The sequence below is a fragment of the uncultured Eudoraea sp. genome, assembly GCF_947490415.1.
Classification (GTDB): Bacteria; Bacteroidota; Bacteroidia; order Flavobacteriales; family Flavobacteriaceae; genus Eudoraea.
The window spans coordinates 100,387-126,648 of the sequence record NZ_CANLGX010000001.1 but is presented as its reverse complement, the minus strand read 5'-3'; the positions used below and the strand labels follow the sequence as shown (position 1 = coordinate 126,648).

At 38.2% G+C, this 26,262-nt stretch carries 20 protein-coding genes; 14 read left to right on the top strand and 6 right to left on the bottom strand.

All coding sequences use genetic code 11. The annotated features are described in order from the left end of the window. Window positions 1-50 precede the first annotated feature (50 nt). From gldM to Q0874_RS00530, 3 genes are all read left to right on the top strand, one after another. The gene (gene gldM / locus Q0874_RS00540) at window positions 51-1,619 is read left to right on the top strand and encodes a gliding motility protein GldM (protein ID WP_299158042.1); all 1,569 of its coding nucleotides are present in this window, start codon (window positions 51-53) and stop codon (window positions 1,617-1,619) included. A 23-nt stretch (window positions 1,620-1,642) separates the two neighbouring features. After that, window positions 1,643-2,545: a gliding motility protein GldN gene (gldN, locus tag Q0874_RS00535; protein ID WP_299158040.1), complete on the top strand. Its 903-nt coding sequence runs from the start codon at window positions 1,643-1,645 to the stop codon at window positions 2,543-2,545. 79 nt (window positions 2,546-2,624) lie between these two features. Further along, window positions 2,625-3,689 carry an FAD-binding oxidoreductase gene (locus Q0874_RS00530; RefSeq protein WP_299158037.1) on the top strand — a complete coding sequence of 355 codons (1,065 nt, stop codon included), beginning with the start codon at window positions 2,625-2,627 and terminating at the stop codon, window positions 3,687-3,689. Here the strand turns inward: Q0874_RS00530 and Q0874_RS00525 are convergent. Next, on the bottom strand, window positions 3,677-4,063 hold the full coding sequence (locus Q0874_RS00525; protein WP_299158035.1) for a DUF983 domain-containing protein: 387 nt from the start codon (window positions 4,061-4,063) through the stop codon (window positions 3,677-3,679). The genes Q0874_RS00530 and Q0874_RS00525 overlap by 13 nt on opposite strands. A gap of 63 nt (window positions 4,064-4,126) precedes the next feature. Between Q0874_RS00525 and Q0874_RS00520 the strand changes: the two genes are divergently transcribed. The 11 genes from Q0874_RS00520 to Q0874_RS00470 all read left to right on the top strand — a co-directional run bounded on the left by Q0874_RS00520 (window position 4,127) and on the right by Q0874_RS00470 (window position 20,130). Further along, entirely contained in the window at window positions 4,127-6,049 is a 1,923-nt protein-coding gene (locus Q0874_RS00520; protein WP_299160069.1) for an ABC-F family ATP-binding cassette domain-containing protein, read from the top strand. A 176-nt stretch (window positions 6,050-6,225) separates the two neighbouring features. Beyond that, entirely contained in the window at window positions 6,226-7,107 is an 882-nt protein-coding gene (locus tag Q0874_RS00515) for a hypothetical protein (protein ID WP_299158033.1), read from the top strand. A 148-nt stretch (window positions 7,108-7,255) separates the two neighbouring features. After that, window positions 7,256-7,720, top strand: a complete 465-nt coding sequence (locus tag Q0874_RS00510) for a MarR family transcriptional regulator (protein WP_299158030.1) — start codon at window positions 7,256-7,258, stop codon at window positions 7,718-7,720. Window positions 7,721-7,730: 10 nt separating this feature from the next. Then, the gene (locus tag Q0874_RS00505) at window positions 7,731-8,864 is read left to right on the top strand and encodes an HlyD family efflux transporter periplasmic adaptor subunit (RefSeq protein WP_299158027.1); all 1,134 of its coding nucleotides are present in this window, start codon (window positions 7,731-7,733) and stop codon (window positions 8,862-8,864) included. Then, entirely contained in the window at window positions 8,861-12,163 is a 3,303-nt protein-coding gene (locus Q0874_RS00500; RefSeq protein ID WP_299158024.1) for an efflux RND transporter permease subunit, read from the top strand. Before Q0874_RS00505 ends, Q0874_RS00500 begins: the two co-directional genes overlap by 4 nt. Next, window positions 12,160-13,506: a TolC family protein gene (locus Q0874_RS00495; protein ID WP_299158022.1), complete on the top strand. Its 1,347-nt coding sequence runs from the start codon at window positions 12,160-12,162 to the stop codon at window positions 13,504-13,506. Before Q0874_RS00500 ends, Q0874_RS00495 begins: the two co-directional genes overlap by 4 nt. 56 nt (window positions 13,507-13,562) lie before the next feature. Next, entirely contained in the window at window positions 13,563-13,745 is a 183-nt protein-coding gene (locus Q0874_RS00490; protein WP_299158020.1) for a CPXCG motif-containing cysteine-rich protein, read from the top strand. Between the two features lie 207 nt (window positions 13,746-13,952). Next, window positions 13,953-15,578, top strand: a complete 1,626-nt coding sequence (locus Q0874_RS00485; protein ID WP_299158018.1) for a sodium:solute symporter — start codon at window positions 13,953-13,955, stop codon at window positions 15,576-15,578. Window positions 15,579-15,639: 61 nt separating this feature from the next. Next, a complete protein-coding gene (locus Q0874_RS00480; RefSeq protein WP_299158015.1) occupies window positions 15,640-17,127 on the top strand; it encodes a sulfatase in 1,488 nt (495 codons plus the stop codon). Continuing rightward, window positions 17,127-18,563 (top strand): arylsulfatase, encoded by a 1,437-nt coding sequence (locus tag Q0874_RS00475; protein ID WP_299158012.1) that lies wholly within the window; start codon window positions 17,127-17,129, stop codon window positions 18,561-18,563. The genes Q0874_RS00480 and Q0874_RS00475 overlap by 1 nt, the downstream gene beginning before the upstream one ends. A 58-nt stretch (window positions 18,564-18,621) precedes the next feature. Beyond that, on the top strand, window positions 18,622-20,130 hold the full coding sequence (locus Q0874_RS00470) for a sulfatase-like hydrolase/transferase (RefSeq protein ID WP_299158009.1): 1,509 nt from the start codon (window positions 18,622-18,624) through the stop codon (window positions 20,128-20,130). An 84-nt stretch (window positions 20,131-20,214) separates the two neighbouring features. On the opposite strand, the gene fucP is transcribed toward Q0874_RS00470, so the two are convergent. The 5 genes from fucP to Q0874_RS00445 all read right to left on the bottom strand — a co-directional run bounded on the left by fucP (window position 20,215) and on the right by Q0874_RS00445 (window position 26,259). Next, window positions 20,215-21,549: an L-fucose:H+ symporter permease gene (gene fucP, locus Q0874_RS00465; protein WP_299158007.1), complete on the bottom strand. Its 1,335-nt coding sequence runs from the start codon at window positions 21,547-21,549 to the stop codon at window positions 20,215-20,217. Between the two features lie 21 nt (window positions 21,550-21,570). Further along, window positions 21,571-22,371 carry an SDR family oxidoreductase gene (locus Q0874_RS00460; RefSeq protein ID WP_299158004.1) on the bottom strand — a complete coding sequence of 267 codons (801 nt, stop codon included), beginning with the start codon at window positions 22,369-22,371 and terminating at the stop codon, window positions 21,571-21,573. 64 nt (window positions 22,372-22,435) lie between these two features. Further along, complete coding sequence (locus Q0874_RS00455; RefSeq protein WP_299158001.1) at window positions 22,436-23,881, bottom strand: tagaturonate reductase; 1,446 nt, start codon at window positions 23,879-23,881, stop codon at window positions 22,436-22,438. A 43-nt stretch (window positions 23,882-23,924) separates the two neighbouring features. Further along, the gene (locus Q0874_RS00450; RefSeq protein WP_299157999.1) at window positions 23,925-25,577 is read right to left on the bottom strand and encodes a UxaA family hydrolase; all 1,653 of its coding nucleotides are present in this window, start codon (window positions 25,575-25,577) and stop codon (window positions 23,925-23,927) included. 13 nt (window positions 25,578-25,590) lie between these two features. After that, window positions 25,591-26,259, bottom strand: a complete 669-nt coding sequence (locus Q0874_RS00445) for a bifunctional 4-hydroxy-2-oxoglutarate aldolase/2-dehydro-3-deoxy-phosphogluconate aldolase (protein WP_299157996.1) — start codon at window positions 26,257-26,259, stop codon at window positions 25,591-25,593. Window positions 26,260-26,262: the final 3 nt, after the last annotated feature.

The following is a 26,262-nucleotide window of genomic DNA, read 5'->3' as shown; positions in this document are numbered from 1 at the left end:
GTGAATTAGTAAACCCAAATCAAAATTTTAATCAAAACTAATTAGAAAACATGGCAGGAGGAAAATTGTCACCACGTCAGAAGATGATAAACTTAATGTATTTGATCTTCATCGCGATGCTGGCGTTAAATATGAGCAAGGAAGTTCTAGCTGCATTCGGTCTTATGAATGAAAAGTTGGAAGCTTCTAACGCAAAAACCACGGAGAACAACGTAGCGTTCTTAAATGGTTTAGAAACTAAAGCATCTGAAAATGCGGAAAAATTTGGTCCGCTACTGGAAGATGCCAAAAAGATTAAGGAATTGTCCCAGGATTATTATGACTATCTGGAGGCCCTTAAAGGTAAAATGTTAACCGAGATTAAAGATCCTAAAGACTATCAGGTTATGGATAAGTCTGATTATTTAGATCAGAAATTTTTTCAAGGTGATAACCTGGCTCCGGAAGGAAAAGAATTCTTAAAGAGGATTACTGATTACCGTACTCAAGTTTCGGCTATTTTACCGGAAAGCATGAATGAAGTTAAGGCTTCTGTTCAAACCAGATTTGAAACTGGTGATGCTAATGGTAAAGTTGAGAAAAGAGATGGAACAAAACAGGATTGGATCAACTATCATTTCGAAGGTTTTCCGGTTGTTGCTTCTCTAACTAAAATAACTCAGATACAATCTGATGTTAAGGCTACAGAGCAGGATGCTTTAAAGTCTATGTTAGAAGGTCAGCTGACCAGTGAAGTTTCTATGACTAATTATACCACGCTACTGGAGCAGGAAAAATCGGCATTTTATGCTGGTGAGAAATTCTCAGGGGCAGTTGTATTAGGTCGTAAAGATGCTACAACAAGACCAAATGAGGTAAATCTTACTTTAGATGGAAGAAAGCTGAATGAAGGTAAGGATTATGAGATCAAAAATGGTCAGGTAAAACTTTTAGTTAGTGCCGGAGCTCCCGGAGACCACAAGATTGCCGGTAACCTGGTATTTATTCAGGATGGTGAGAGAACGGAAGTTCCTGTTTCTCAAACATTTGCCACGATCACTAAGCCTAATGCAGCATTAATTGCAGCAGATAAGATGAATGTGGTATATCGCGGGGTTTCTAACCCTATGTCGATTTCGATTCCTGGAATTCCAAATAACAAGGTGAGTGCATCGGCACCAGGTCTTAAGAAAAGAGAAGGCAGTAAGTATATCATGAACCCGGGAACGGGAAGAACAGTTACAATTGTCGCATCTGGTACATTGCCTGACGGCCAACGTGTTTCCTCAAAATCTGAGTTCAGAATCAAGGATATTCCAAGACCATCCGGATCTATTCGAGGAGAAACAGGAAGTGCCAAGATGCCTAGAAGAAATCTTGAAATTGCAACAATTGGTGCATTACTTGAAGATTTTGATTTTGACTTGAATCTTGCAATTAGTGGATTTAAATTCAAAGTGCCTGGGCAACCTACCGTAAGTGTAGATGGCAACAAACTGGATTCAAGAGCTAAATCGGCCTTAAAAAGAGCCAAAAGAGGTGATGCTGTTCAGGTATTCGATATTCAAGCGTATATCACGAATAACAAAAGCTATAAACTGAAGAAAGTATCTCCGGTAATTGTGGAGATTACGAACTAAGAATAGTAATAAATTATAATTTTATGAATTGGAAGAATGTTTTAATTGCTGGAGCTGTAGCGCTACTACCAATATCTATGATGGCACAGGCTAATATTTTAAATGCCAAGTTGCCTGAGGAAATTGGAAAAAAGACAGAAGCGCAAATAGCGGCGGATAATGATTCTCCGCTGCCATACGGCTATGTGGATGACAGGGATATCCTTTGGTCTAAGACTGTATGGGAGATAATTGATCTTGATGAAAGAGTAAATTTTCCACTGTATTATCCGCTTGACACCATTGATATCGGTGCGGACAGAAGATCGTTATATGATGTTTTTATGAAAAACATTAAAAACGGTAAACTTACTGACGTATATGTGGATTCCTATTTTACGGAAAAAAGAAATTTCAGTGACCTGGAAGCTACTTTGAAAAAAGTTGATACCACAGATCTTGGATATGAGCAAATCAATGCCGGTGAACAACTTTCCCCCGAATATATTAACCAGAGGGAACTTACGGCGGCGGATATTGAAGAATATCGTATCAAAGGGATATGGTATTTTGATAAGCGGCAGGGCGAATTGAAGTATCGACTGTTGGGTATTGCCCCGGTAGCACCCGATGTCAACTTTGTAGATGATGAATCTATGGATCCCAATGAGAATAAAGTTGAACTCTTTTGGGTGTGGTATCCGAGTGCCAGAGAGGTATTACACAGAGCCAAGGTTTTTAACCAACAAAACTCGGCTCAGCCAATATCTTTTGATATGTTGTTGAATGCCAGACGTTTTAATGGTCTGATCTATAGAGAGGACAATGTTCAGGGTGATCGAATAATTAATGATTACATAGCAGACAATGCACTATTCCAGTTGCTTGAAGCAGATCGTATTAAAGAAACAATACGAGACAGGGAACAGGACATGTGGGCATATTAGAAGCAAGCTTTAAATTCCAATTCAGATATAAATTAAAAAACGCTGCGCCATTTGGTGCAGCGTTTTTTAATTTTACACTATGGTAGATTACTTAATAGTAGGCCTTGGACTGGCCGGGATAGCATTTTGTGAAAAGCTTGATGAGCATGGTAAAACCTTCATAGTGATTAATGATGCCTCTCAAACATCTTCTAATATTGCTGGGGGCTTATATAATCCTGTAATTTTAAAAAGGTTTAATCTTGCCTGGAAAGCTGATGAACAACTGGGTCTGGCTCAGAACTTTTACAAAAGCTTAGAGGATAAACTGGGCGTACCCCTGGATCATAAAGTACCGGTTTTAAGAATATTTGCGTCTGTAGAGGAGCAAAACCTTTGGTTTGAGGCGGCTGATAAAGAAAAATTACAGCCCTACCTTTCTACAAAATTGCTCCTTAATGATAATCCATGCCTAAAAGCCCCGTTCGGTTTTGGGGAGGTCCTGCATACAGGAAGAGTAGATACACAGAAGTTGGTGAAAGCTTATTCCGGCTATTTATCTAAAAAAAAGCTCTTATACGCAGAGACTTTCAACTTTGAGGAATTAAAGACAGGAACAAACGGGCTTAGCTATAGAGGCATTAGTGCCAAAAAAATTGTTTTTGCTACAGGATTTGGACTAAAAAAGAATAGCTATTTTAATTACTTACCCCTCAACGGAACAAAAGGAGAACTCTTAACTATAAAGGCTCCGCTTCTTAAGGAAGAGAGGGTCATTAAATCTTCCGTCTTTATAATTCCTATAGGGAATGATCTATACAGAATCGGGGCTACCTATAAATGGAAGGATAAAAACAATGAGCCAACTTCTGAGGCCAGACTAGAACTCCTTACAAAGCTCGAAACCTTTTTAAATTGTGAATACAAAATAGTGAACCATGTTGCAGGAATTAGGCCAACGGTGGCCGATAGGAGGCCTTTGGTAGGTAAACATCCTGTTTTGGATCACATATATGTGTTAAATGGTTTTGGTTCCAGGGGTGTCATGATTTCCCCTTATGCTTCAAACCAGTTATATGAATATATAGAGAGAGGTGTGCCTATAGACCCCGAAATGGATATCTCAAGATTTAAAAAAGCCTATCTTAAAGTTCAATCTATTTGAATAGTTCCTGGGTCGTATTTTATAAAGATGTTGATCCATATATTTCTGGAAAGCCTTATAATAAAAGGTAAAAAGACCACCATAGTAATCACGATTACAATAAATGTATTTAGTAAACTCATACCAAGTATTAAAAAAGCAATTACAAAGGCCGCCACGGCAAAGGCTATTCCAACAGCATAACTTACATACATAGCCCCATAGAAAAAGGAAGGTTCAATTTTATACTTGGTATTGCAGTGGGAACAACGTACCTGCATTTTAAAAAGAGAGCCCAGGTGGTAAGGGTTATTATCTGTATACATACTTTCTTTATGGCATCTTGGACAACTTCCTGTTAAAATACTGTAGAGTTTGTTTCCTTTTTTTAACATTTGCAAAAGTTTAGGCAAAACTACGATTTTGCAAAGTTTCTAATTGTAACACCAATCACAAAAATGCTAAATATTCATAATCTTTCTGTTTCTTTTGGAGGAGAATACCTGTTTAAAGAAATCGCCTTTAGATTAAATGCCGGGGATAGGGTTGGGCTTATTGGAAAAAATGGCGCAGGGAAATCTACCTTGCTTAAATTGCTTTCTAAGGAGATGAGTCCTGATTCCGGGACATTGGCTATGGAAAAAGATATAAAAATAGGCTGTCTTAAGCAGGATCTCGATTTTGAGCATGGAAGATCGGTCCTTGATGAAGCCTATGAGGCTTTTGTTGAATTAAAAGCATTAGAACAGCAGTTGGAGCATATAAATTTGCAACTGGCAGAAAGGACCGATTACGAGAGTGACTTATACAATCAACTAATAATAGACTTAAATGATTTAACCCATCAATATGAAGTTCACGGAGGATACAACTATCAGGGACAGACAGAAAGAATCCTTTTAGGTCTTGGTTTTAAAAGGGAAGATTTTGATAAAAGCACAGATACATTCTCCGGTGGATGGCGGATGCGTATAGAATTAGCTAAATTACTCTTACAGAATAACGATGTTCTCTTATTGGATGAACCTACCAATCATTTGGATATCGATTCTATACTTTGGCTGGAACAATTTCTTCTTAATTATCCCGGTGCACTGGTGATAGTTTCGCATGATAGAATGTTTTTGGATAATGTCACAAATAGAACAATAGAAATTTCCCTTGGAAGAATTTATGATTACAACAAACCATATTCTAAATATTTGCAGCTGCGGGAAGAAATCAAAGTACAACAACTAAGTGCCCAAAAAAACCAGGATAGAGAAATTCAACAAACAGAGCGTCTAATAGACAAATTCCGGGCCAAGGCCTCGAAAGCTACTATGGCTCAATCACTTATTAAGAAACTGGATAGGATGGAACGCATTGAGGTAGACGAGGATGACCTTAGTGCGATGAAACTGCGGTTTCCAATTTCCGTAACTCCTGGAAAAGTGATATTTGAAATGGAGGACCTTTCCAAAAGTTATGGTAATAAAGAAGTGTTGAACAGAGTAGACATAATTTTGGAAAGGGATAGCAAAACAGCTTTTGTAGGTCAGAATGGACAAGGTAAAACAACCCTGGCGAAAATTCTTGTCGGGGAATTGGAATACCAGGGCAGGCTAAAATCCGGCCATAACGTTGAGATAGGTTATTTCGCCCAAAATCAAATGGAATATCTGGATGGCAATAAAACCATTCTTGATACTATGATTGATGCTGCCAATGAGAAGAATAGGAGTAAGGTAAGGGATATATTAGGGTCTTTTCTATTTAGCGGTGACGATGTAGATAAATATGTAAAGGTTTTGTCTGGTGGAGAAAGGAACAGGTTGGCTTTGGCTAAAATGTTGCTGCAACCCTTTAATGTGCTTGTTATGGATGAGCCAACAAATCATCTCGATATTAAATCCAAGCATGTTTTAAAAGAGGCATTGAAACAGTTTGAAGGTACATTGATTGTAGTTTCACACGACAGGGATTTTTTGCAGGGACTTACCAATAAGGTTTATGAGTTTAAGGAAAAAAGAATAAAAGAGTATTTAGGGGACATCAATTATTTTCTTGATCAGCGGAAAGTTGAAGATTTCCGGGAAATTGAAAAGAAACAAAAAGATCAGAAAAAGAAAGAAAAAAGTACCAGCAAGCCTTCAGATTATGAAGGTCAGAAACGATTAAAGTCGCTTAAGAATAAGTTAAGTACGCTTGAAAGTAACATAGCCGGGTTAGAGAAGGAGATCGCTAAAATAGATCACGACCTGCTGATGGATTATGATACTACAATAGCGATTCCGGATTTTTTCGACATTTATCAGGCTAAAAAAAAGCAGCTGGAGGAGTTGATGATAAAGTGGGAAAATGTCACTTTAGAGCTTGAAAATAGTGAGATGGAGGGATAAAATGTGGCGCGAAAATTTTTTCACAACGGAAAAGAGGGCTTTCACAACAAAAACGAGCACTTCATCGATTATATGGGTTGTTTATCTATATAAAATAGTATTTTTGTAGGGTAATTCTTTAGTAAAGTGGTGTTTTTATTTAATAAATATACAACTATTTCTTAAAGTTGAATCTTATGAAAAAGCTGCTCCTTATTCTGGTTCTTTCAATAACTGTAAATCAGGTGATAAATGCGAAGGTCAGTAAAGCTGAAAAAATGGCTTTAATAGATCTTTATGAAAGCACTAATGGAACTTCCTGGTTAAAACAATGGCATTTAGACCAGCCGGTATCAGAATGGTATGGGGTTAAGGTTGAAGGAAATCATGTGGTGGAGATAAATTTATTTCGCAATAATCTTTCTGGTCCAATTCCTGAAAGCCTTGGCAACTTAAATCACTTGCGAATTCTTAATCTGGCATTTAACACCTTGAGTGGAGAGTTACCCAATACTCTTACACAGTTACAAAGCCTGGAGGTTCTTAAAATAGAGATGAACAGGTTTAAAGGGAATCTTCCAGACGAGATAGGAAACATGGAAAATTTATTGGAGCTTACTGCTTTTAACAACTTTTTCTCAGGAACCATTCCAAATAGTATAGGAAATATAGTTAACCTGCGGGTGTTAAACCTGTCCAGTAATAATTTTGTGGGCCATATACCAGATGCAATAGGAAATCTGACCAGACTAGAAAGTCTGGGTCTTTTTGAGAATAGATTGGAGGGTGATATCCCGCGAAACTTAGGACAACTTGTTTTACTCAAGGAACTTGTACTGGCAAATAATCAATTAGGAGGGGAGATCCCTGCAGAATTTGGTCAGTTGGCTAGTCTTAAGGTCTTACAAATTCAGAATAACAAATTTAATTCATATAAAAACCTTGAACTTATGGACACCAGGGAGTTTCTGGTTTTTGATTATGATAAGGGTGATTTAAAATTAGATTTTAAGGATGTCAATTTTTCTAAAACCCGCATGGCAGATACGAAATTTGAGGATGATAATGAAAATGAATAGTTGGCTTATACTTTAGTTAGTTTGGTTAAAGGGATGCAGACTGCATGCCTTTTGTTTTATAAAACAAGAAAATACTTAAACAAAAATTAAGAATTATTTAACATTAGTTGCATATGCAACTAATCATTTTTAACGTTATATTTGCCGGGTGAATAATACAGACATTTTAGTGGATTTTGATAAATCTGTAGGTCGCTGGATTGGCAGTACCTCTAAGATGGTTGATAATTATTTACACGAAGCTTTTCAATGCGAAGGACTTGATCTTAGTAAAGAGCAAATGATAGTTCTTAAAAAATTACATGAAAATGATGGACTTATTCAAAATGAATTGGCTTATCTAACCTTAAGGGATAAATCTTCTCTGGCAAGATTACTGGCCAAAATGGAACGTAAAAACTATATAAGCAGGGAACAGGATGATTTCGATAGGCGGGTAAACCGGGTTTTTCTTACCGAAGCCGGTAGAATTGCATTTAAAAGAACAAGGCCCATAATAGTTGGACTAAAAGAAATCATGGAAAAAAATATTACAGAAGAAGAAATATTTCAATTTATAAATACGTTGCAACGAATTCAACATAATATTACCACGGCAGAGGCCCAAATTTAGTAACAAACGAATGAGAAAAATAGTTTTATCCATATTAGGAATTGTAATTATTATAGCCTCATTTTTTTTGGCTAAACAAATTGCTAACAGTAAGTCCAGACCAAAGGCGAAAGTAGAAAAAGTGGTGAAAACAGTTTTTACTCAAACCGTGGCCAATGGAACGATTCCTATTATAGTCCCTGCGAATGGCAATTTAAGGGCAAAAAGGAGGGTTGAGCTCTATGCTGAAGTTCAGGGGGTTTTCCAAAAAGGGAATAAACTGTTTAAAGCGGGACAACCTTACAAGACAGGCGAAACAATTATCAAAATAGATGCCTCTGAATACTACGCCAGTGTTCAGTCGGCCAAGAGTAATTTATACAATTTAATTACTTCGATCATGCCCGATTTGCGCCTCGATTATCCTGAAGTATTTCCAAAATGGCAGGCGTATTTAAGTAATTTCGACCTTGATAAAACTACTCCGCCCCTTCCGGAAATGACCAGCGAGAAGGAAAAATTCTTTATTTCAGGTCGTGGAATTTTGACAAACTATTACAATGTTAAAAATATGGAGCAACGTTTGCGAAAGTATCGCATCTCGGCCCCATTTTCAGGAATACTTACAGAGGCTTTGGTTACTGAAGGTACCTTGGTACGACCGGGTCAAAAATTGGGAGAATTCATAAATACGGATATCTATGAAATGGAGGTATCTATAAGTAAGACTTTTAGTGACCTTTTAAAAGTTAATGAGGAAGTGGAGTTGGTGAATTTGGACCGCACAAAAACCTATAAGGGCTTTGTTGCCCGGATTAATGGAAATGTAGACGTAGCTACCCAGACCATAAAGGCATTTATAGACGTTATTGATCCGGACTTAAAAGAAGGCATGTATTTGGAAGCCAATTTAAATGCTAAACAAGAATCTGATGCCATTGAAATAGATAGAAGTCTCCTGTTAGAGAATAATCAAATTTTTGTGGTTAGAGATTCTGTTCTTGATCTTATTGATGTTAAACCGGTTTATTTTTCTAATAAGAAAGTGGTATTGAAGGATGTTCCGGAAGGGACAACGATAATTATAAGACCAGTGGTAGGAGCATATGCTGGTATGCTGGTTAAAGAATTTAAAGATGATACCGCTAAAAACCTAAACGAATGAGAAAAATAATTGAGTATTTTATTAAGTATCATGTCGCAGTTAATGTCATTGTCCTGGCCATATTTATATTTGGAATTGTAGGGGCATTATCCTTAAAGTCATCATTTTTTCCACTAGCGGATTCAAAAAACATTCTTATAACTATTACTTATCCCGGAGCTTCCCCTCTGGAAGTTGAAGAAGGAATTGTATTAAAAATTGAAGATAATCTTAAAGGACTTGAAGGTGTAGAACGAGTTACTTCCACTTCCAAAGAAAATAGCGGTAGAATAAATGTGGAAATTGAAAAAGGAAGGGATGTTGATTTCATGCTTTTGCAGGTAAAGAATGCCGTAGACAGGGTGCCCTCTTTTCCTACGGGCATGGAACCGTTAGTAGTTTCTAAATTAGAACCAGTTAGGCCAACTATAAGTTTTGCAATTAGCGGAAAAAATATTCCTCTTGCTACTTTAAAACAAATCGCCCGCCAAATAGAGAACGACATTAGAAGGATTGATGGAATCTCGCAAATAAGTATTTCGGGTTACCCGAATGAGGAAATCGAAATAGCAGTAAACGAGAATAATTTACTTGCCTATGAAATGTCTTTTACGGATGTTGCACAAGCAGTAGCAAATGCTAATATTCTGGTTACAGGGGGAAATATTAAAACCAATGCCGAAGAATATTTAATTAGGGCCAATAATAGGTCTTATTATGGTGATGAACTTTCAAATTTGATAATTAGAGCAGATGCGGCCGGTCAGACAGTACGTTTAAAAGATGTCGCAGTTGTAAGAGACCGGTTTTCAGAATCACCCAATGCGGCCTACTTTAATGGAGATTTATCTGTAACAACCACCATTACAAGTACAAATACGGAAGATCTTATTTCATCTGCTGAAAAAGTAAGAAATTATATTGAAGATTTTAATCAGAAATATAATAATGTGCAGTTAAACGTTGTTCGTGATCTTTCTGTAACGCTTAATCAACGGACAGAATTACTTACCAAAAATGCCATTATGGGGATGATTTTGGTATTGATATTTCTATCGATTTTTCTAAATACGCGTTTGGCTTTTTGGGTGGCTTTTGGCCTTCCCATAGCTTTTTTGGCCATGTTTGTATTCGCCGGGTTCTTTGATGTTACTATTAATATCCTTTCTTTATTTGGAATGATAATAGTAATTGGCATACTGGTTGATGACGGTATAGTAATTGCAGAAAATATTTACCAGCATTATGAGAAAGGTAAATCACCAATTCAGGCCGCACTTGAAGGCACCTTGGAAGTAATTCCGCCCATAGTTACAGCAATTGTAACTACAATTTTAGCCTTTTCTATTTTTCTTTTTCTTGATGGCCGAATTGGGGAATTTTTCGCAGAGGTATCTGTTATTGTCATAATCACTCTTTTGGTTTCTTTACTTGAAGCAATGATAATTCTCCCAGCTCACCTTGCACATTCCAAGGCCCTGCGGCGGCAAGATAAAAATCCTAAGACAGGTATTGCTAAAATATTTGCAAAATTAAGGATCATAAACCAATGGGGAGACAATGTTATGTCCTGGTTAAGGGACAAGATATATTCTCCTACACTTGCTTTTGCAATGCGTTATAAACTATTAACCTTCTCCTTTTTTGTATTTGCACTAATTATCACATTTGGGTCTATAGGCGGAGGAATAATTCGCATGACTTTTTTTCCAAACACAGCCAGTGACCAGGTTCAGGTAGAATTACTTATGCCAAATGGTACTAATGAGCGTGTAACAGATTCTATAATTTCATTAATAGAAGGAAAGGCCGAAATAGTTAACCAGGAACTTACGGAACAATATTTAAAGGGAACAGGCCAGTCTCTTTACAAAAATGTTATTAAAAATGTTGGCCCGGGTTCTTCGGCGGCTACCCTTTCCATAAATCTGTTACCGGGTGAAGAACGCCCAAATATGATAACATCAGATGTGGTATCTAATCGATTGCGAGAATTGGTGGGGCCTGTAATTGGGATAGAAAGTCTGGTCTATGGCTCAGGAAGAAATTTTGGAGGGGACCCGGTTTCAGTATCCTTGCTGGGATATAATATTCAGGAATTAAAAGGGGCAAAAGATGAGCTAAAAACCGCAATGCTGAATAATCCCGCTTTAAAAGATATTTCAGATAATGACCCTGCAGGAATTAAAGAAATAAAAATAGAACTCAAGGAAAATGCCTATTTGTTAGGCCTGAACTTAAGAACGGTTATGGATCAGGTGAGAGCGGGCTTTTTTGGAACTCAGGCCCAGCGATTTCAAAGGGGCCAGGATGAAATACGAGTTTGGGTAAGATATGATCGTGAAAATAGATCTTCTATAACAGATTTGGATGAAATGCGGATTGTTACCCCTAACGGTAGTCGGATACCTTTAAAGGAAATAGCCACTTATAGTATAGAACGTGGAGATGTAGCTGTAAATCACTTAGATGGTCAACGTGAGATACAATTGTCCTCAGATCTTAAAGACGAAAAAGTGGTTAGTGCCACAGATGTGATGACCGAAATACGTACAGAAATAATGCCAGAAATTCTGTCTAAATATCCAACGGTAACCCCTTCATATGAGGGACAAAATAGGGAGGCTGGCAAGCTTATAGGTTCATTGCGCTTAGTAGGTCTCTCCGTATTATTTCTTATGTATTTGACCATTGCTTTTACTTTCCGAAGTTTTAGCCAGCCTTTAATGCTATTAATATTGGTACCATTTAGTTTTACTGCCGTGGCTTGGGGGCATTGGATTCATGATTTTCCTATTAACATTATTTCAATGTTAGGAATTATTGCACTAATTGGTATAATGGTTAATGATGGCCTTGTTCTGATAGGAAGATTTAATAACAATCTTAGGTCAGGGATGCTCTTTGATGATGCCCTTATGGAAGCAGGGCGTTCTCGTTTTCGTGCAATCTTTTTAACTTCATTGACTACAATAGCCGGACTGGCACCTCTTATGCTGGAACAAAGCAGGCAAGCCAGATTTCTAATACCTATGGCTATTTCAATAGCTTATGGCATTGCATTTGCTACGGTTCTAACACTGATAATGTTGCCAATTTTCCTGTCTTTTAGTAATAAAGTAAAAGTAAATAATAAATGGTTAGTCTCAGGAAATAAAGTGTCAAAAGAACAAGTGGAGCGGGCTATAAAGGAACAACATGAAGAAGAAAACCTTCAGGATCAAATAGTAAATAAATTGGTAGCAGAATTATCAAATGGTCAATCAGCTTCTCAAGAAGCAGAAGACACTGTTAAAGAACTACAAGCGAAAGATAAATGAAAAATTATATCTGGGTTATTGTGCTTTTAGCATTGAGTACGAATGCCATTGCACAGGAAAAATTATTGTCAAAAACTGAGGCTATTGCACTTGCATTAGAGCAGAATTTTGGTATAAAAGTTGCCGAGAATACGGTGGAAATTGCCGATAATAATCAGGACGTCTTAAATTCAGGGTTTCTACCCACACTTACCGGTACGGCAAATGCCAGTTATGCTGAGGACAATACTACCATAGAATTTCCAGGGCAGGTCGATGAAAACGGAATTTCCCGGCCAGATTTGGATATTAACAATGCAGAAACCAAGCGTTATAATGCAGGCATAAATTTAAATTATACATTATTTGACGGGTTGGGACGTACTTATAATTATAAGCGTCTTAAGGAAGAATACCAATTAACGGAATTACAGGCCAGGGAAACTATTCAAAACACCATACTTCAGTTATTGAGTATCTATTTTGAAGTTGCCCGATTATCTGAAAATGAGTATGCGCAGAAACAGGCGTTGGAGGTTTCTAAAGACCGGATCAAAAGGGCGCAATACGCCTTTGAGTATGGGCAAAATACACAACTTGATGTCTTGAACGCAGAGGTGGATGTTACGAATGACAGCATAATCCTCCTGAATACACAGCAATTATTACAAAATACGAAACGAGATTTAAATGTCGTATTAAATCGGGATCTCTCAAATGCATATGAAGTGGATACCTTAATAAATTTTATCCCTATGCTGGAACTACAGGCAATGATAGATGATGTTCCTATGAATAACCTCGTCCTTCTGCAAACAGATAGGAATTTGGCTATAAATGAATATGATATCAAAGTAAGCAAATCGGGTTATTTGCCTGTGATTGGCTTGACAGGTTCATATGGTTGGAATTTAAACCAAAATCCTGCCTCCGCCTTCTTTCCGGGCACCATTAATAACAATAAAAACTTCTCCGTTGGCGCTGGCCTAACCTGGAACCTTTTTGATGGGGGAACTACAATAACCAGGGTTCGAAACGCTAAAATAGTTTATGAAAATCAGGAGTTATTAAAAAAGCAGGTTGAACTTGAGGTTGCAAGGGATATTGAGAATGCACTGGAAACTTACGAAAACAGATTAATGATTTATGAAATTCAGGAGAAAGCTGTCATTACCAATCAGAATAATTTTGAACGATCAAGGGAGCAATACCAACTGGGTAGGATTACGTCAATAACATTCAGACAGGCTCAGATTAATCTCTTAACTGCTCAAACAACTAAAAATCTTGCAAAATACGATGCTAAACTGGCAGAATTACAACTGTTACAATTAACGGGACAATTATTGAATGTAGATTTTTAATACTGTTTCCTTAATTTGAGAGAGGTCATTTATAAATTAAAATTTATATCTCTTTTATGTATGAACACTATTTTCAGTGCCCATACTGTTGGGACGAAATATCAATGTTGCTAGACCCCTCTATTCGGCAGCAGAGTTACGTTGAAGATTGCGAGATTTGCTGTAATCCTATAGAATTATCAATAGAATTTATTAACAACGATCTTGAAAGTTTCCAGGCCAATAATCTGGAACAATGATTACTTCTCAAAACAATACCCATAATTACCCGATTTTTATTTAATTTCATCTCTTTACTTGATCTCTAATTATCACCTCAGTATTCCAGGTATATTCATAATTAGTATCTGGTTAATCGGTTTTAAGTATCTTAACAATTGGAAAATTGCATCAGAAGTAATATTCCGTTTTTCTTTTTGAACAGATACGCAATAAAAGTGTAATTTATGAAAGGACTTGATTCATTAGATTGGGTGGTAATTACGGCTTACTTCCTTATATTACTGGCGGTAGCCTGGTGGGTTATTAAGCAAAAGCAGAAGAATACTGAGGATTATTTCCTTGCCGGCCGGAATATTGGATGGTTTATCGTTGGGGCCTCTATTTTTGCTTCAAATATAGGTTCTGAACATGTTGTAGGGCTTGCAGGAAATGGCGCCGGAGACAAAATGCCGCTGCTTATTTACGAGTTACATGCCTGGATTGTATTAATGCTTGGCTGGGTTTTTCTACCGTTTTATGCACGAAGTGGAGTATTTACCATGCCCGAATTCCTTGAAAAACGCTTTGATTCCAGATCCAGATGGGTCTTGTCTGTTGTGTCCTTAATAGCCTATATTCTAACCAAAGTTTCCGTTACTATCTATGCGGGAGGTGTAGTGGTTTCTGCTTTGTTAGGTATTCCTTTTTGGATTGGAGCTGTAGCCACAGTAGTACTTACAGGGATATATACTGTACTTGGAGGGATGAGGGCCGTTGTTTATACAGAAACCATTCAAGCCGTTGTTTTGGTTCTAGGTGCAGGAATATTAACTTTTCTGGGTTTGGACGCCGTAGGGGGATGGGGTGAGCTAAAAGAGACTATAGGGCCGGAATATTTTAATATGTGGCGCCCAAATTCTGACCCGGATTATCCCTGGCTCCCGCTTTTTATCACCAGTACGGTTGTTGGTATCTGGTATTGGTGTACAGATCAGGTAATTGTGCAAAGGGTGCTTTCTGCAAAAAACATTAAGGAGGGTAGGCGAGGAAGTATATTTGGAGCGCTTTTGAAGCTTATGCCGGTATTCCTTTTTTTAATACCGGGTGTTATTGCACTGGCACTTAAAATGCAGGGGAAACTTCACTGGGATAGTCCGGATGAAGCCTTTCCCGTACTAATGAGTAATTTAATGCCTTCCGGACTTCGAGGTTTGGTTGCAGCCGGCTTATTGGCTGCTTTGATGAGTTCTCTGGCTTCAGTTTTTAATTCTTGTTCTACTTTATTTACACTGGATATTTATAAAAAACTAAGACCGGAAAAACCAGAAGAAGAATTGGTAAAAACAGGACGAATTGCCACCTTTTTTGTGGTAGGACTTGGTCTTTTATGGATTCCAATTATTACGACACTTTCCGATGGACTTTATGAATACCTTCAAAATGTACAGGCCTATATTTCCCCGCCAATAGCAGCAGTTTTCTTATTGGGTATTTTTTATAAACGAATTAATGCCAATGGCGCTATTGCTACCCTGATTGGAGGTTTTATAATTGGTTTTGGCAAGCTTACCCTGGAGATTGTGAAATCGAGTTTTACTGAGGGGAGCTTTATTTATGCAATAGCCGATATAAACTGGCTGGTTTTTGGAGCTTATTTCTTTGCCCTGTGCATAGGTATAGCAGTAGTGGTTAGTATGATGTACCCGGCTCCTTCCCAGGCACAACTGCAAGGGCTCACTTTCGGAACTATTAGTCCTGAACAAAGGGCTGAGAATAAGGCAAGTTATAATTGGGTGGATATTATTACATCGGTATTGATTATTGCAATTGTAGGATATATCATGATTTCATTTAGTACTCTTGCATTGTAGATTTGGGCTGCCGGATGAAATTAATAAGATTAAATATGAAAAATTTATAAAATGACAGTAGATGCGTTCATTACTCCTGATCTTATTAATTATTATAGTTAGCTGCAAATCAGTAGAAGAAGATAAACCCAATGTAGTACTCTTTGTCGTTGATGATCTGGGTTGGACTGATTTGTCGAGTTATGGTAGCGATTTATATCAGACCCCAAATGTGGACAGGCTTGCCAATAATGGTATGTTATTTACAGATGCATATGCTACATGCACGGTGTGTTCGCCGTCCAGAGCAAGCATAATGACCGGTAAATATCCGGCCCGAATCAATTGTACAGACTGGATAAGCGGACATAAAAAACCCTTTGCCAAATTGAAAATTCCGGACTGGACCCAATATATGGCGCAGGAGGAAACCACATTGGCTGAGGTATTCAAAAAGGCAGGTTATAAAACGATCCATATAGGGAAATGGCACTTGGGAGAAGAAGAGAAATACTGGCCTGAATTTCAGGGATTTGACATCAATATAGGTGGCTGGTCAATGGGTGCCCCACAAAAAAGGAATGGAGGAAATGGCTACTTCCCACCTTATTTAAACCCCCGGTTGAGTGATGGACCGGAAGGAGAATACCTTACCGAACGATTAGGAGATGCAGCGTTGGAATTTATTGAAGAAAATAAGCAGGAGAAGGCACCATTTTTTATGAACTTCTGGTTTTATAACGTACATACCCCCCTACAGGCGAAAGATGATAAGATAGAAAAGTACGAAAAACAGATTAAGCAAGGCGCCAATCATCAAAATCCGGTATATGCTGCCATGGTGGAACATATGGATGATGCTGTTGGTAAAGTATTAAACAAGCTTGAGGAAAGCGGGATGCTTGAGAATACCATTGTTATTTTTACCAGTGATAATGGAGGACTTAGGGGGAATTATGAAAATAACAGGAAAAAAGTTACTTCAAATTTACCATTGCGTTCAGGAAAAGGAGATGTTTATGAAGGAGGTGTTCGGGTACCATTTATTGTTCATTGGCCCAATAATATTTTGGAAGGACAAGTTGCTAATACTCCCATAATTTCTGCAGATATTTTTCCAACAATTCTTGGATTAACAGGTATTAAGATAAAAGAGCAATCCACTGAAAATATAGATGGGATAGATTTCACACCTCTTTTAACTTCGGGGGCTGATATTCATAGGGACGCAATATACTGGCATTATCCACATTATCATTTGGAGGGAGCAAAGCCTTATAGTGCAATACGCAAAGGCGATTGGAAGCTAATTGAGATTTTTGAAAATAGGGAGCTGGAGCTTTATAATCTTAAAGAAGATATTGGTGAGAAGAACAACCTGAGATTACGATATCCGGAAAAGGTGGTTGAACTTCAAAATGATTTAAATACCTGGAGAAAAGATGTAAATGCGCAAGTACCAAAAACTAATCCTCAGTTTATGGAAGAATATGAAAGTTATTGGAAAACAGGGCAATGGAGAAATAGACCAGATGAGGAATTTTTGGAACATTTAAGGAAGGCTAACTAATGAAGAAAACTATAATATTCCTCCTGAGTTCACTTATTGTGTTATCCTGTTCGGAAGTGAAGCAGGAGAAAGAATTAAAGCCCAATATCATTTATATTCTGGCAGATGATTTGGGTTATGGTGATTTGAGTTGCTATGGACAGCGAAACTTTCATACACCACACCTGGATAATCTTGCCAGACAAGGCATGAAATTTACACAGCATTATAGTGGGTCCACTGTTTGTGCACCTTCCCGCTCCTCTTTAATGACTGGGTTGCATACAGGACACACACCTATTCGCGGTAACAAGGAGCTGGAAATTGAGGGGCAAAGTTCTTTACCAGCATCTTCTTTAACTATTGCCGAATTACTCAAAGAAGCAGGGTATAAAACAGGAGCTTTTGGTAAATGGGGTCTGGGCTTTATTGGCCATGAGGGAGATCCCAATAAACAGGGATTTGATGAGTTTTATGGTTATAATTGCCAGCGCATGGCACACAGGTATTATCCGCCCTATTTATGGCAAAATGGAACAAAAGTATTTTTAAATGGGAATGATTGGACCAATACAGTTACTTATGCCCCGGATAAAATCCAGGAAGCCACCTTGCGGTTTATTGAAGAAAATAAAGACACAACATTTTTTGCATATGTGCCCTTGGTATTGCCTCATGCCGAATTGATTTCACCTAATGACTCGCTCTTGCAGCAATTTGAAGGGAAATTTGAAGAAAAACCTTATTTGCCTGCAAATTCATATACTTCTGATTATGGTCCGGGCATTATACCACATCAATATTGTTCTCAGGATTCTCCTTATGCTGTTTTTGCTTCTATGGTCACTCGCCTGGATGCATATGTAGGACAAATAGTAACTAAATTGGAAGAGCTTGGAATTAAGAAGAATACAATAATTATGTTCGCAAGTGATAATGGTCCTCATGAGGAAGGTGGCGCAAATCCTGATTTTTTTAATAGCGCAGGTGGCTTGCGGGGAGTAAAGCGGGATCTCTATGAAGGAGGTATTCGCACACCTATGATCGTAGTTTGGCCGGACAAAGTAAAGGCCGGATCAACCTCAAATCATATTTCCGCATTTTGGGACATAATGCCAACATGTGCTGAAATTGCCGGGGTTCAATTAATATCCGAAACTGATGGAATCTCATTTTTACCCGAATTATTGGGTCAAACGGTTCAAAAAAAGCATGAATATCTCTACTGGGAATTTAGTGAAAGAGGTGGTCGACAAGCTATCCGGATGGGTGATTGGAAAGCTATAGTATACGATTTGCAAAAAGATCCCAATCCCAAAGTTCAGCTTTATAACCTTGCAGAAGATGAATGGGAAAACAATGATATCTCCTCCGAACATCCGGAAATAGTGAGTAAAATGAATCAATTAATGAAGGATGCGAGAGTAGAATCACAATTATTTCCATTGTTAAATTAATTTTTAAATCGGCATATTATACCACTATGGAAGCTGTCTAACCGAACTAATTAAAGTCATGAAAAAAATAATTTTATTGGCAGGGCTATCCTTATTTGTTTCTTGTTTTGAACAAAAAAAAGAAGAAAACGGGCAACCTAACATCGTCTTTATTTTTGCTGATGATTTAACCTATACTGCAATTAATGCTTTTGGGAATAAGGAAATACGGACTCCTAACTTAGACCGATTGGTAAACGAGGGGACCACCTTTAGTCATGCCTACAATATGGGTGCCTGGAACGGTGCCGTTTGTGTGGCTTCACGGGCAATGATGATATCGGGTAGAAGTGTATGGAATGCGGATAGATTCCGTCAGGAATGGCTGGTGGGTAAGGGTATGGACAAAACATGGGGTAAACTTATGGAAGGTGCCGGATACGATACCTATATGACCGGAAAATGGCATGTTGATGCTAAGGCAGAAAGTGTTTTTCAGAATGTGGTTCATGTAAGGCCGGGTATGCCCCGTGATGCATGGAAAAATGACGAAATGGTGGAAAATTTAAGAAGTATTGAAGGCACTGAAATATCACCAGCAAAGTTTATGCCTGTTGGTTACAACCGGCCGCTTGGCGAGGATGATTTAAGCTGGTCAGCCTCGGATCCTAAATATGGAGGCTATTGGGAGGGTGGAAAGCATTGGAGTGAAGTTTTAAAGGATGATGCACTTGGGTTCATTACCAATACTAAAAACAGAGATAATCCCTTTTTTATGTATCTCGCCTTTAATGCACCTCATGACCCCAGGCAGGCACCTCAGGAATACCTGGATAAATATCCTTTAGAAAATATCAGCATTCCAAAAAGTTGGATGCCTGAATATCCCTTTAAAGATAGTATTGGAAATGGTCCGGGTTTAAGAGATGAAGCTTTAGCCCCTTTTCCAAGAACGGAATATGCCACAAAAAAACATATTCAGGAATATTATGCGCTTATATCCCATTTGGATGATCAAATAGGGGCCATTTTAGATGGACTGGAAGAAAGTGGACAAATGCAAAATACCTATGTCATTTTTACGGCAGATCATGGGTTGGCAATGGGCAGGCATGGGTTATTGGGAAAACAAAGTCAATTTGATCATAGTATCAGGGCACCTTTTGTCATAATGGGACCAAATGTACCCAGAGGGAAACTAATTTCTTCGGATATTTATTTGCAAGATGCGATGGCTACAAGCCTGGAATTGGCGGGTGTAAAGAAACCAGAATATGTGTATTTCAATAGTGTGATGGATATCGCGAAAGGAAAACAGGACAAAGGTCATTACAATGCCATTTACGGTGCATATGTAGATTTACAAAGAATGATACGCAAGGATGGTTTTAAACTTATTGTTTATCCAAAGTTGGAGAAGGTTTTATTGTATGATATGGCTCATGACCCGGAGGAAATGAATGATCTCTCTGATAAACCAGCTTATAAGTCAAAAGTTGATGATCTTTTTCAGGATTTATTAGGCTTGCAACAAGAATTGAACGATACTTTGGATATCAGTTATATAAGAAAAAAGAGTGTTTTGTAAGAACCAGCGTGCTTAGTGATGAGTCCGGAAAAACATGAAAATTCTATAGAAAAAATCAGTAAGAAAAATAAACCCAGGTTGTTATTATGACCAGATCTGGTTTAAATTAGCATGAACTTTGTAAGTTCTGTAGCCATAGATTGCCACAACAATAAAACATATAAGTGGCAACACAAATGAAAAGTTCACTTCCGGAACGCCAAGTATTATGATATCGGTATATCCGGAACCTCCCAGATCCAAAATTGAACCCTGGAGAACAGGCATAATGGCACCACCCACAATGGCCATTACTAAAAAAGCTGCTCCAAACTTTGCATCTTCCCCAACACCCTCCAAAGCAATTCCGTAAATGGTTGGAAACATTACTGACATGCACAATGAAATACCAACCAGGGAATATAAACCTGTCATACCCGGAATAAAAATGGCCCCAATTGTAAAGATTATTGCCCCCAACGCAAAATACATCAGCAATTTACCCGAACGGATGTACTTTAATAAATAGGTGCCAATCCAACGTCCTATTAAAAAGAGAATCAATGCCCAATACGCATAGGTCACAGCACTTCGGTTGTCAATTCCCAAAGTCTCCGCATATTGATAAATATAGGTCCAACACATAATCTGAGCCCCAACATAGAACATCTGAGCTATTGTGCCTTCGACAAACTTTTTATTCTGAAACAAACGTTTTACTGCATTAGTCACTGAACCCCCGGCTTCTTCTTTTTTCTCAGGCATCTTTACGAGTGCGATAAGTACAAGCATGAACAATACAAACAATCCAAGAATGACGTAGGGGTTTCTCACAACCATTAAATCAGATGCTCTTATAGCTGTTTTTGCCGTTTCAGTAAGGGTATCATATATTACATTGCCCTGCGCATCCAGGTCGTCTGACTGCAGAGAGCCCAAAATAAATGTTTGCGCTATAAATAGACCAGTTAAGGCCCCAATAGGATTAAAGGCCTGAGCCAGGTTTAATCTGCGGGTGGCTGTTTTTACATCACCCATAGATAAAATAAACGGATTTGCTGTGGTTTCAAGAAAAGCCAAACCAAAAGTCAGAATGTACAAGGCGGCAAGAAAAAAACCAAATTCCTCGTAGGCGGCAGCCGGGTAAAATAACAAGGCACCAAAAGCATATAAAATCAGACCTAAAATAATTCCTTTTTTATAGGTGTATTTTTTAACAAACATGGCCGCCGGAAAAGCCATAGTAAAGTATCCACCATAAAAAGCCATTTGAACCCAGGAAGCCTGGGTATTGTTCAATTCCAAGATCTTCTTAAAGGCAGATACCATGGGATTGGTAATGTCGTTAGCAAATCCCCATAATGCGAATAAAGAAGTTATTAATATAAAAGGGACTAACACTTGCTTAGAGACTACCGGTATTTTCTTCTCGTTTTCCATAATGGTTATTTCCTGGCTGGATTAGTCATTTTCTTGTGTTAATAGTGATCTATCCAGATGAACATAACCCCCATCAACAGTAATGAACTGCCCGGTAGTATGCGATGATTTTTCTGAAATAGTAAACAAACATGTGTCTGCAATTTCCTGTGGGGTCGTCATACGGTTTTCCAATGGAATATTTTTTATGATAGACTTGAGTTTTTTGTCTCCGTTTTTAATAGATTTTATCCAGGTGTCGTATGAGGGGGTCCAGCTTTCCGCAATAATTATGGCATTTGAGCGTATTCCATATTGAATAAGGTCTACCGCCCATTCACGCGTAAGTCCCAAAACGCCGCCTTTAGCAGCGGCATAGCCAGATGTTCCTCCCTGACCTGTCAGGGCTACCTTAGAGCCGATATTAAGAATGTTCCCCTTTGATTCTTTTAATAAGGGTAAGGCATGTTTGACTATCAAAAAAAAGCTTACCATGTTCAGTTTTAATGAATTCATGAATTCATCATAAGACGCATCTAATCCTACCCCATCATTCACTCCTACATTATTAATGACCACATCTATCCTTCCATACTTTTTGGCGATAATTTCGATGGCATTTTGAATTTGTTCAGGATCAGTCACATCTGTTTTGCAAAAGATGGCATCAATACCTTTTTTCTGAATTTCCTCAACATATTTAGAGCCTCTGTCATTCCTGTCAATAATGGCAGGAATAGCCCCTTCTTTTACCAAATTCTGTAAAATGGTTTCCCCAATGCTGCCAACCAGTCCTGCAGCTCCGGATATTACAACCACCTTCTCTTTTAATCCTAAATCCATATACTTGAGTTTTAGATTATAAAATTATTCTTGTATGTTTCAAATTTGGTCAGGGGCTAAAATGTTATGCATTTAAAATGGCCTTTTTCATTCCTTTATTAATGATTGCATCCAGCGCCGAAGCAACTTCAATTTCCACACCTTTAATCTTAGCTAAATCTATGCCCCACAAATTTGTATTAGATAACACGCTATTAACGACTTTGGCTATGCTCTTTTCGGAACCATCTACCTGTGACCATTGGGATTTAAAAAAATCCAATACTTCCGGATCATCAGCAAGATTAATTATTTCACCATTTCGATCCCCCTTATAGAAAGCAATCAATGCTGCAAGCGAGAATAACAAATGATTGGGAAGCGCATTTTTTCTTTTTATGTATTCCAATACAGAAGGTAAAACCCTTGTCTTGTATTTGGAAATGGAATTAAGTGAAATACTCATCAGGGCATGTTCTAAATATGGGTTTTTAAATCTGTCCAGAACATCATTGGAGAACTTAATTAATTCTTCTTCAGGGAGGTCCAGGGTTGGGCATATTTCATTAAATATGACATTTTTTAAAAATCTACCAACTACAGCGTCTTCCAAAGATTCCCGCACCTTTTCTATACCATACAGGTATCCAACCGGGACTAGTGAAGTATGTGCTCCATTTAATATTCGCACCTTTCTGGTTCTGTATGGTTCCATATTGTCTGTGAAAACAACATTCAATCCACATTGTGAGGCAGGAAACTCCTGTTTCACTTCTTTCGGTCCTTCAATAACCCATAAATGAAATTGTTCGCCTTCAACTACCAAATTATCTTTATAACCTAATTCTTCTGTGATGACGTCTATTTTGTCTTTTGGATAGCCGGGTACTATTCTGTCTACCAAAGTATTACAAAAAAAATTATCTTCATTAATCCACCGGATAAATGCAGTACCCAGTTCCCAATCTACTGCATATTGAAGAATTATTTTCTTTAAGTTATCTCCATTTCTGTCTATTAATTCACAGGGTAATATGATTAGCCCTTTATCTGAAGCACCCTTAAAAAACTGGAATCTTCTGTATAACAGTGCTGTCAGTTTTCCCGGATAACTTTTCTGTGGGGCATCTTCTAACCGATCATCTTTATGATAAGCAATTCCGGCTTCCGTAGTGTTGGAAATAACGAATCTTAAATCCGGATTCTCAGCATTAGCCAAATAAAAAGGATAATTTTCATAAGGGTTGATTGCCCTTTGGATACAATCGATGATTTCATATTCGCTAACCGCCTTTCCATTTTTAATCCCGTTTAAGTACAGGGTATACAAGCCATCCTGATCGCTAAGTATTTTGCAAAGTCCATTAGCTATGGGTTGTACAACGACTACCCCTGAATCAAAGCCCACTTTTTTATTCATTTCGTGAATCATCCAATCCGCAAAAGCCCTCAAAAAATTTCCTTCCCCAAATTGTATTACCCTTTCAGGATAGGAGTGGGTGCGTACGATGCTTCTGCTTAATTTTTTCAATGGTTCATAAGTTTCTTGAGCTGCTTAGGCAGTTTTTTCAGGCTTATAATGAGATGCCTCTTTTCCATGGAATAAAATCGTTCTGTCCTTTGATCACAGCTTTCGCCACAAGTTCCCCACTCGCAGTCGCAATCAAATACTCCAGGATTTTTTCTCCCATACTTTCAATACTATCTTCGCCACTTATTACGGTACCTGCGTTAATATCTATGATATCCTTCATTTTTTCATACAAATGGGTGTTACTTGAGAGCTTTAAAACAGGGGCTATTGGATTTCCTGTTGGCGTCCCCAAACCAGTTGTAAACACTATAATATTGCATCCCGAACCAGCCAGTCCGGTTGTGCTTTCCACATCATTTCCGGGGGTACACAAGAGGTTTAATCCGGGTCTTGTAATTTTTTCGGTATAATCTAACACATCAACAACTGGCGAAGTTCCTCCTTTTTTCGCTGCCCCGGCAGATTTCATAGCGTCTGTAATAAGGCCATCCTTAATATTACCTGGTGACGGATTGTTCTCAAAAGCAGAACCCACAGCTTTAGCTGCTGCGGAATAAGAATCCATAAGCGCTGCAAATTTTTTTGCTGCTTCATCGGTCTCACATCTATTTATAAGTTCTTGCTCAACTCCATTTAATTCCGGAAATTCTGAAAGTACCGTGGTACCTCCTAATGCGACTAATAAATCTGAAGCGTAGCCCAATGCCGGATTGGCTGAAATTCCCGAAAACCCGTCAGACCCACCGCATTCCAGTCCTAAAACTAAATTCTTCAATGGGGCTGGCTTTCTTTCCAATTTATTTGCCTTTGTTAATCCTATAAACGTTCGTTTTACGGCCTCTTCAATAAATTCACGTTCACTTCTGCTATTTTGCTGCCGCAGGTAAACTACGGGTTTTGAAAAGTTTGGGTCCTTTTGTTGAATCGATTTTTGCAGAATTTCAACTTCTGCGTTCTGGCAACCCAAACTTAATACTGTGGCTCCGGCTACATTTGAATTTGTAATATACCCGGCTAAAAGATTACATAGTGCTTCAGAATCCTGACGGACTCCGCCACAACCCCCGTCATGTTTTAAAAATTTTATTCCATCTACATTAGGAAACACTCTGTTTTTAGATATTTCATCTTTGGTATGAATGATAGACGTGGCGTATATTTCTTCTTCACTCGCCCCCGAATTATACTTATTTATCAATGCCTGGGTATCGACGGCAAAATCCTTTTTGGTTATATACCCTAAAGCTTCAGACAGGGCTGCTTCCAGGACATCTACATTCCGGTTTTCACAGAATACCATGGGAATAATTAACCAATAGTTGGCAGTACCAACACTGCCATCTTCTCTGTGATACCCCATAAATGTTCTTTCTTTAAAGTTTGAAACATCCGGTGCTATCCATTTAAAGTTTTCTTTTGTGTTATTATATGCTGAGGATGCATGTTTAACATTATCAATGGTTATCGCACAACCGCTATGTATTGGCATGATAGCCTTTCCAATCAGGACACCATACATATAGATCTCATCATCCATACTAAAATTATGTAAGGCGAATTTGTGTTTTGCCCTGATATTTTCCCGTAAAATAATGTTCTCACCATTGATATCTATCGCGGTTCCTTCTTCAAGGTCTGTAATAGCTACGATAATATTATCCCTGGGATCTATTTGAACATATTTTTTGAACATATCTTTTGGTTAATTAGCTCCTGACTGATTTAATTATATCCAGTGTCTTTCTTACATCTTCTTCCAACTTTTTGAAATCTTTTTGCGCGAGAATTTCCTTAGATATCAATTTAGATCCCATCCCCACACAGGTGACTCCGGCTTCGAACCACCCCCTGAGGTTAGATTCTTCTGTGCTGACACCTCCGGTGGGCATAACATCTGTCCATGGAGATGGACCTTTAATTGCTTTTACAAAACCCGGTCCATAGGTAGATCCCGGGAATAGCTTTACTATTTCACAACCCAGTTCCTCTGCTCTGGCTATTTCTGTAAGAGAACCGCAACCGGGAGACCAAAGTACTTTTCTCCGGTTGCAGGCTAGTGCAATGTCTTCCCGAAGAACAGGCGTGACAATAAAATTGGCTCCTAGCTGCATATACAAAGAGGCTGCCCCCGCATCTGTTATTGATCCAACACCCATTATCATTCCTGGTAGTTCGGCTAGTGCAAATTTGTTGAGTTCGGCAAATACTTCATGTGCAAAATCACCTCTGGAAGTAAATTCCAGCAGTCTTGCACCACCCGAATAGCAGGCTCTTAGTACTTTTTTGCCTAATTCTACATCTGAATGAAAGAACAAGGGTATCATCCCGCTTTCTCGCATCGCCATTGCCACTTCTAATCTTGAATATTTTGCCATTGT

Excerpts from the sequence above, each read along its gene's own strand:
- Q0874_RS00525 (WP_299158035.1), bottom strand. The coding sequence starts at position 4,063 with ATGTTAAAAAAAGGAAACAAACTCTACAGTATTTTAACAGGAAGTTGT.
- Q0874_RS00505 (WP_299158027.1), top strand. The coding sequence starts at position 7,731 with ATGAGAAAAATAGTTTTATCCATATTAGGAATTGTAATTATTATAGCC.
- Q0874_RS00520 (WP_299160069.1), top strand. The coding sequence starts at position 4,127 with ATGCTAAATATTCATAATCTTTCTGTTTCTTTTGGAGGAGAATACCTG.
- gldM (WP_299158042.1), top strand. The coding sequence starts at position 51 with ATGGCAGGAGGAAAATTGTCACCACGTCAGAAGATGATAAACTTAATG.
- Q0874_RS00515 (WP_299158033.1), top strand. The coding sequence starts at position 6,226 with ATGAAAAAGCTGCTCCTTATTCTGGTTCTTTCAATAACTGTAAATCAG.
- Q0874_RS00490 (WP_299158020.1), top strand. The coding sequence starts at position 13,563 with ATGTATGAACACTATTTTCAGTGCCCATACTGTTGGGACGAAATATCA.
- Q0874_RS00445 (WP_299157996.1), bottom strand. The coding sequence starts at position 26,259 with ATGGCAAAATATTCAAGATTAGAAGTGGCAATGGCGATGCGAGAAAGC.
- Q0874_RS00500 (WP_299158024.1), top strand. The coding sequence starts at position 8,861 with ATGAGAAAAATAATTGAGTATTTTATTAAGTATCATGTCGCAGTTAAT.
- gldN (WP_299158040.1), top strand. The coding sequence starts at position 1,643 with ATGAATTGGAAGAATGTTTTAATTGCTGGAGCTGTAGCGCTACTACCA.
- Q0874_RS00475 (WP_299158012.1), top strand. The coding sequence starts at position 17,127 with ATGAAGAAAACTATAATATTCCTCCTGAGTTCACTTATTGTGTTATCC.
- Q0874_RS00495 (WP_299158022.1), top strand. The coding sequence starts at position 12,160 with ATGAAAAATTATATCTGGGTTATTGTGCTTTTAGCATTGAGTACGAAT.
- Q0874_RS00480 (WP_299158015.1), top strand. The coding sequence starts at position 15,640 with ATGCGTTCATTACTCCTGATCTTATTAATTATTATAGTTAGCTGCAAA.
- Q0874_RS00460 (WP_299158004.1), bottom strand. The coding sequence starts at position 22,371 with ATGGATTTAGGATTAAAAGAGAAGGTGGTTGTAATATCCGGAGCTGCA.
- fucP (WP_299158007.1), bottom strand. The coding sequence starts at position 21,549 with ATGGAAAACGAGAAGAAAATACCGGTAGTCTCTAAGCAAGTGTTAGTC.
- Q0874_RS00485 (WP_299158018.1), top strand. The coding sequence starts at position 13,953 with ATGAAAGGACTTGATTCATTAGATTGGGTGGTAATTACGGCTTACTTC.
- Q0874_RS00530 (WP_299158037.1), top strand. The coding sequence starts at position 2,625 with ATGGTAGATTACTTAATAGTAGGCCTTGGACTGGCCGGGATAGCATTT.
- Q0874_RS00470 (WP_299158009.1), top strand. The coding sequence starts at position 18,622 with ATGAAAAAAATAATTTTATTGGCAGGGCTATCCTTATTTGTTTCTTGT.
- Q0874_RS00450 (WP_299157999.1), bottom strand. The coding sequence starts at position 25,577 with ATGTTCAAAAAATATGTTCAAATAGATCCCAGGGATAATATTATCGTA.